This window comes from Sodaliphilus sp. (assembly GCF_045598405.1).
Classification (GTDB): Bacteria; Bacteroidota; Bacteroidia; order Bacteroidales; family Muribaculaceae; genus Sodaliphilus; species Sodaliphilus limicaballi.
Window position 1 is genome coordinate 1 of the sequence record NZ_JAZLLZ010000092.1, and the last position, 7,202, is coordinate 7,202.

General features: G+C 49.0%; 6 protein-coding genes. 3 read left to right on the forward strand and 3 right to left on the reverse strand.

The window, feature by feature from the left end:
- Positions 1 to 389 precede the first annotated feature (389 nt).
- Positions 390 to 1,955, forward strand: coding sequence for an AAA family ATPase (locus tag ACKI3C_RS07065; protein ID WP_407403467.1), 1,566 nt, complete (start codon positions 390 to 392; stop codon positions 1,953 to 1,955).
- A 30-nt stretch (positions 1,956 to 1,985) separates the two neighbouring features.
- Here the strand turns inward: ACKI3C_RS07065 and ACKI3C_RS07070 are convergent, their stop codons facing one another.
- Positions 1,986 to 3,074 (reverse strand): helix-turn-helix transcriptional regulator, encoded by a 1,089-nt coding sequence (locus ACKI3C_RS07070; RefSeq protein WP_407403469.1) that lies wholly within the window; start codon positions 3,072 to 3,074, stop codon positions 1,986 to 1,988.
- A 48-nt stretch (positions 3,075 to 3,122) separates the two neighbouring features.
- Positions 3,123 to 4,298: a helix-turn-helix transcriptional regulator gene (locus ACKI3C_RS07075; protein ID WP_407403471.1), complete on the reverse strand. Its 1,176-nt coding sequence runs from the start codon at positions 4,296 to 4,298 to the stop codon at positions 3,123 to 3,125.
- A gap of 293 nt (positions 4,299 to 4,591) precedes the next feature.
- On the opposite strand from ACKI3C_RS07075, the gene speA reads away from it, so the two are divergent.
- A complete protein-coding gene (gene speA / locus ACKI3C_RS07080) occupies positions 4,592 to 6,505 on the forward strand; it encodes a biosynthetic arginine decarboxylase (RefSeq protein WP_407403477.1) in 1,914 nt (637 codons plus the stop codon).
- Between the two features lie 93 nt (positions 6,506 to 6,598).
- A complete protein-coding gene (locus tag ACKI3C_RS07085; RefSeq protein WP_407403473.1) occupies positions 6,599 to 7,009 on the forward strand; it encodes a GxxExxY protein in 411 nt (136 codons plus the stop codon).
- Between the two features lie 4 nt (positions 7,010 to 7,013).
- Here the strand turns inward: ACKI3C_RS07085 and ACKI3C_RS07090 are convergent.
- Positions 7,014 to 7,202: hypothetical protein (locus tag ACKI3C_RS07090; protein WP_407403475.1), on the reverse strand; the 189-nt coding region annotated here is incomplete at its 5' end.

The window sequence follows — 7,202 nt, forward strand, 5'->3', positions numbered from 1 at the left end:
CGGCAGGACAATACCTGAATAACCCCCACCGCCGAACGAAGTGGCGGTGGGGGAAGAAATGCAACATGCACCGCGTCCAGCAGGACGCTAATCGGAGCAAATAGGTGAAGCTCAAATGGTTTCACATGCTAAAGTTGAGTAGTTAAAAAACCACATTAAGCAGATAAATCAGATTTTTGTAATTTCGTGCCTCCAGCACAAAAAATACCATTTCATTAAAATTTCCCCGGGAGACAAAAAATTCTCCCCCAGGTCCCCGAGAGACAAAAAATTTCCCCCAGTTCCCCGAGTTCCCCGAGGGGTAAAAAAATATAAGGTTTTTGCTCGTTTTTGAGAAATTTTTCATAAATTTGCAGTCAATGACAGTTTGCACTTTCGCCTCAGCAAGTATGAAAGCATTCAATACAGCGGGTACTTGTCGCCCGAACGAACATTATATGGTGGACATCACCGAGCGTTTGGAAATCATCCGCAAGATGGTTGCCAAGGGTGACTATTTCTGCATAAATCGTGGCAGACAGTATGGCAAGACAACTACATTGAAAGCAATCAGTAGTAGTTTTACCAACGAGTTCTGCGTATTCAACCTTAGTTTTGAAGGATTGGGAGATTCATCCTTCGCCGACGAAGAGAAACTCTATTCAACCTTTGTCTATCAGATGGCAGATGCGTTTGAGTGGACTCCACTTGAAGGACTTGACAAGGAGGTGGCTGAATATATTTCGGCATTTTCTGAATCTCATGACGAGAAATGCAGCGAAAAGGCATTGTCTAAGTTTATCAGTAATGTCAGTCATCGCAATTCAAAACCTGTTGTTATCTTGATTGACGAAGTTGATCAGGCTGGCAATTATCCTTCTTTCTTGAAACTTTTGGCTTTGTTACGCAGGATGTATCTTGACAGGGACGTTAAACCCACTTTCCAAAGTGTCATTCTTGCTGGTGTCTATGACGTTAAGAACTTGAAACTGAAGATTCGCACAGATGAACAGCACCAATACAATAGCCCCTGGAATATCGCTGTCCCCTTTGATGTGGACATGAGTCTTTCGGCCGAAGGTATAGCAGGAATGCTTGCCGAATATAAAGCTGACCACGGACTAAACTTTGACGAAAAGGCTGTGGCACAGATGATTCGTGACTACACCTCGGGCTATCCATTCCTTGTGAGCCGCATCTGCCAGATAATTGATGCCGAACAATGGACATGGGATAAAGAAGGCGTGTTGAAAGCAGTCAACAAAATACTGACCGAGGGAAGTACTCTGTTTGATGACATTGCCAAGAAACTTGATGAGTTCCCCGAATTGGAACGTACCATCAAAGGAATTCTTTTCAACGGTTATCGCTACTCATTCAACTACTATGACAAGGCAACCAACCTTGCCCTGATGTTCAACTTTGTCAAACAGCAGGATGGCGCATTTGCTGTCGCATCACGCATGTTTGAAATATGGTTTTACGAATACTTTATCTCACAAGACAAAAATTCAACAGACTTTATTCAGGGCATGACCGATAAGAGCCAGTTCATCCATGACGGTATTCTGGACATTCCGCTCCTTATGGAACGATTTGTCGTTCACATGAACCAGACCTACAAAATGGATCATGATAACGAATTCATTGAGAACGATGCACGAAAGATTTTCCTCACCTATCTGCGTCCCGTCATCAATGGTATAGGCAGTTACCACATTGAGGAACAGACGCGTGACCATGACCGCATGGACATAGTGATTGACTACCTGGGCAAGCAGTACGTCATTGAACTCAAAATATGGCGAGGCAATGCTTACAACGAGCGAGGCGAAGAACAACTATGCCGCTACCTTGAATATTTCAACTTACAAGAAGGGTACCTCCTAAGTTTCTGCTTCAATAAGACAAAGCAGTCAGGCATGCTGCCACCAGTAAAATTGAATGGCCGCACGCTGATAGAAGCGATAGTATAGAAAAAACAAGTTAGTTTGTATCTGTGGGCTTTAGGCTTGTTTTCTTGTGCGGTATTCGCTGGGGGTGCAGTTGTAGCGTGCCACGAATGCGGTGCGGAATGAGCGCGGGCTTGAGAACCCCGACATCGTTACTATTTCGTTGATAGGATAGCCCGACACGAGCAGCGGCAACGCATGGTCAAGCCTGATGTGAGCTATATATGTGCTGAAGTCCATGCCCTGCTCCTTGCACCAGCGCGACACGTAGGTGCGGTTAGTGCCCACGGCACGAGCCACCTCCACAATGTTCAGGTCCGTATTAGTGAAGTTCTTCTCGTCGGTGCAGAATTTCATCACTGCCTCGCCAAACTGCGCATTTTGCCACGTCTTGAGCGCAGCTTCGCTGTCGCCGGCCAGGTCATTTTCGTCGTCCTGAACTTGCATCGCTGCGATGTTGAAGTCCTGCTTGAGGAGACGGCGGCTATAGAATATCCACGGGATGAGGCTCAGCGGGAAGTAAATGCAGTCGCTCAGCAAACCGGGCATAGCAAACTGCATAATGCCCCACAGGATTAAGAGACCCACCATGATGTAGAGCGTGATGAGCACCCACGTGATGCCACGCTTGTCGGTGTTGGCATATGTTTCATTGAGCTTCGTCTGGTAGCGGCGCACGTTGATATGCACTGACAATATCACCGCCACCGAGTAGATGGCCACATAGGTGAACGACATGTTCATCACCAGCTCATTGCCGGTAATGGAGAAGAAGATGAGCGACACGAGAAGCGGCAACTGCACAAACAACTCTGTACCCTTGGGGGGAGTGAGTCGCGACAGCGCGCTCAACGCCACACCCATGAAGGGTATCGCCATCATCTCCATGATGAGCGGACTGTGGAACACTGGCATATCCTCGATGCGAGGAAAAGCGATGTGCATCACGTCAAACACAAAGCGGGCTGCATTCTTGATGGCAAGCAACGCCATAGCCAGCGACGAGGACACGACAGCAAAACGCGCCGTTGCCGAATCGTAGGTGCGGTAATGCCTCACTAGCCGCATGATGGTGAACACAAAATAAGCCACCATGCCGCCATAGCACATCGACCTCACATGTAATAAAAAGTTATCGTACATCGTTGTCCTCGTTTATCATTACATCTATATCTTCTTCTTTTCCAAGCATCATGCACGATTCTGGGTGCGGAACTCCGACGGGGTGCAGCCATATCGTGCCACAAACACCGTGCGGAAGTGCCTAGCGTTGCTGAAACCCGACATCTCCAGTATCTCAGTGATAGTTAAGCTAGTCTCCACCAACTGACGCTCGGCATAGTCAAGCCTGATGCCGGTGATGAACGTGTTGAAGTCACAGCCCTGCTCCTTGCACCAGCGCGACACGTAGGTGCGGTTAGTGCCCACACCCTGCGCCACATCCTGCACGCTGAGGTCTGGGTCAGAGAAATTCTTCTCCTGTGAGCAGAAGTGTCGCACAGCCTCGTCGAAGTGGGGTTCCTGCCATGCCTTGAGTTTGACATGAGGCGCTATTACCGCTTCCATCGATTGGAGCGGCTTCTCCTCTCCTATTGCATGAGGCTTGTCGGCTTCTGGCTCATGCTCCTCGTCAAGCTCGCCGTTCTCTGCAATTTCACGCATCACGTCGATATCGAAGTTCTGCACGCTCAACCTCTTGGCATAGAATCCCCATGCCATCATGCTCAAGCACATGTAGATGCAGTCGGCAAGCGCCGATGAAGTCATAAAACTCAAGAGAACCCACATGGCAAACACGCCCACCATCACATAGAGAACCGTGAGCACCCATTTCACATCACGCACCGTGGTGTTGGCGTAGGTGTCCTTGAGCAGTTTTTGATAGCGATACACCTGGATGTGAATGGCTATGGGCACCACTATCGCGCCAAACACTGTGTAACCATATCCCACCTTGGTCCACAAACGGTTGCCTGTGGCGAGAAAGAGGATAAACAGCACAAGATAAGGCAAAATCAGCACCAAGGCACGACGCACATTGAAGACTTTGAGCTTCGACACACTGTAAAGTGCCATCTGGAACAGAAACGGCGTCACCATCTCTATAAAGCCAAGACAGCCAGCCAGGGTGACGTGTTGAGGAGCGTTCTCGGGCGACAGCAAGCCTAGCGCATGAACCACAAACCATAGCACATATTGAAACAACAGCCACCCCATGCCCACAATCGAGACACCTAGGACAAAGCGAGCATGCTCACTTTTCCTGATACAAAACGTATCTAGCAGTATTACAATAAAATGAACTATGCATGCAGTCACAACGCCATACAGAAGCGAACGCGCGTGTACTAGAATTATATCGAACATGCAATTTATCTTCCAATCATTAATTTGTTTGCAAAGATACAAATATTTATCCAAAGTTTTTCCTGCAAAAAACCTAAAAAAAATTAACGCACACCCTCCGACAGTAACAAAACGCAACGAAACGCAACGAAAATTGCAACGAAAATTGAAAAATTTCAGAAAAAAACCTTTGCCACCCATGGTTTTTTGATTAAATTTGCACAAATTAGGTGACGTGGGCGCATGGAGAGCCTGACGGCACAGATAGGACTTTTTGTTTAACAACATAAAACGAACAATTAAAATTGGCAAGCATCAACAAATGGCGCATTGAGGACAGCGCCGAGCTTTACAACATCCACGGATGGGGACTCAAATATTTCTCTATCAACGAGCACGGACACATTACCGTCACTCCCAAGCAGAGCTGTGTGCCCGTTGACCTGGTCGATGTGATGGACGAGTTGCGCACTCGCAACATCACTGCACCCATCCTCTTGCGTTTCCCCGACATTCTCGACAACCGCATCGAGAAACTCGCCAGCTGCTTCAAGAAGGCCGCAAAGGAGTATGAGTACAACGGACAGAACTTCGTCATCTACCCCATCAAGGTGAACCAGATGAGGCAAGTGGTGGAGGAAATCGTGGGTCACGGCAAGAAGTTCAACATTGGTCTTGAAGCCGGATCTAAGCCCGAGCTGCACGCTGTGCTTGCCATCAACATGGCCGACATCAGCGCCAACTCCCTCATCATCTGCAACGGATACAAGGACGAGGGATATGTGGAACTCGCTCTGCTGGCACAGAAGATGGGCAGGCGCATCTACCTCGTGGTGGAGAAACTCAACGAACTTGTGCTCATCAACACCATTGCCAAGCGATTGGGCATCAAACCCAACATAGGCATACGCATCAAGCTCTCTAGCAGCGGCAGCGGCAAGTGGGAGGAGAGCGGAGGCGACCGCAGCAAGTTCGGCCTCAACACCAGCGAGCTCTTCACCGCTCTTGACTACCTCAAGAGCAACAACATGACCGACTGCCTCAAGCTCATTCACTTCCACATTGGCAGCCAGATCACCAAGATCCGCCGCATCAAGAACGCCCTGCGCGAGGCTTCGCAGTTCTATGTGCAGCTTGCCAAGCTAGGCTACAACGTCGATTTCATCGACATCGGCGGCGGTCTGGGAGTGGACTACGACGGAACTCGCAACAGCGCCAGCGGATACTCGATGAACTACTCTATACAGGAGTATGTCAACGATGCCGTCTATACCTTTGTGGACGCATGCAACAAGAACGGAATGCCCCACCCCAACATCATCAACGAGAGCGGACGATCGCTCACTGCTCACCACAGTGTGCTCGTGATGAACGTCCTCGAGACTGCCGAGCTGCCTCGATGGGACGAGGAGACCGACGTTGTCACTCCCGACGACGACGAACTCGTGCGCGACCTCTATGAGATTTGGGACAAGATCAACAAGGCACGCCTGCTTGAGGACTGGCACGACGCCTTGCAGATACGCGACGAAGCGCTCGACCGCTTCTCGCTGGGACTCATCGACCTGCGCACACGCGCCATGGTGGAGAAACTGTTCTGGAGCGTGGCACGCGACGTGAACTCTATTGTTAACGACATGAAGCACGCGCCCGAAGAACTCAACAGCGTGGCAAAGATGCTGCCCGAGAAATACTTCTGCAACTTCTCGCTGTTCCAGTCGCTGCCCGACTCTTGGGCCATCGACCAGGTGTTCCCCGTAGTGCCCCTGCAACGTCTCAACGAGCAGCCCAACCACCGCGCAACCGTGCAAGACATCACCTGCGACAGCGACGGCAAGATTGCCAATTTCATCTCGCCGCAGGGCATCACACACTCGCTGCCCGTACACGCCCTCAAACCCGGCGAGCCCTACTACCTGGGAGTGTTCCTCGTGGGTGCCTACCAGGAAATCCTGGGCGACATGCACAACCTCTTTGGCGACACCAATGCTGTGCACATCGACGTCTATAAGGATCACTACGAGATCAACCAGGTCATCGACGGCGAGACAGTGGCCGAGGTGCTCGACTACGTGCAGTTCAGTCCCAAGCAGCTCGTGCGCAACGTGGAAATGTGGGTAACAGAGTCTATACGCTCAGGCAAGATCACCAGCGAAGAAGGCAACGAATTCGTGCGCAACTACCGCTCAGGCCTCTACGGCTACACCTACCTCGAGCACAACAAATAACCCTGTTATTCCTCTCGGGGAACTCGCGGAGAATTTTTTGTCTCTCGGGGAACTCGGGGAACTCGCGGATGTTTTTTTGAATAATAATTTTTTATGACCTACGACGAACTTACATATTCAATTAGGGGAGCAATTTATGAGGTATATAAAGCACTTGGCCCAGGTTTGCTTGAATCTGTTTATGAAAAGGCTTTACTACATGAATTGAAACTGCGAGGGCTTCATCCCCAAAACCAAGTAAGAATTCCTCTTGTTTACAAAGATGCAACTTTGGGAGCAGATTTAATTATGGATCTATTAGTAAACGACTCTGTTGTATTAGAACTAAAATCTGTAGAGACCATCATGCCAGTCCACAAGAAACAGTTATTAACTTATTTGAAACTGGCTGACAAAAGAATAGGTTATCTAGTAAACTTTAATGAGAGTGACATTGATAAAGGAATAACCCACATCGTAAACAACTACGATCGATTTGAAATTATTCCAACAACAAATATTTAAAAAATTATAGTAAAAAAACTCCCCGAGGCAAAAAAATTCTCCCCGAGAGAAAAAAATCTCCCCGAGTTCCCCGAGTTCCCCGAGAGGTAAAAAAATTCTCCCCGAGTTCCCCGAGAGAAAAAAAAATCTCCCCGAGTTCCCCGAGTTCCCCGAGAGAAAAAAAAATCTCCCCGAGTTCCCCGAGTTCCCCGAG

What these genes read in the sequence shown, in the direction of transcription:
- ACKI3C_RS07085 (WP_407403473.1), top strand. Translation starts at nt 6,599, where the DNA reads ATGACCTACGACGAACTTACATATTCAATTAGGGGAGCAATTTATGAG.
- ACKI3C_RS07075 (WP_407403471.1), bottom strand. Translation starts at nt 4,298, where the DNA reads ATGTTCGATATAATTCTAGTACACGCGCGTTCGCTTCTGTATGGCGTT.
- ACKI3C_RS07070 (WP_407403469.1), bottom strand. Translation starts at nt 3,074, where the DNA reads ATGTACGATAACTTTTTATTACATGTGAGGTCGATGTGCTATGGCGGC.
- ACKI3C_RS07065 (WP_407403467.1), top strand. Translation starts at nt 390, where the DNA reads ATGAAAGCATTCAATACAGCGGGTACTTGTCGCCCGAACGAACATTAT.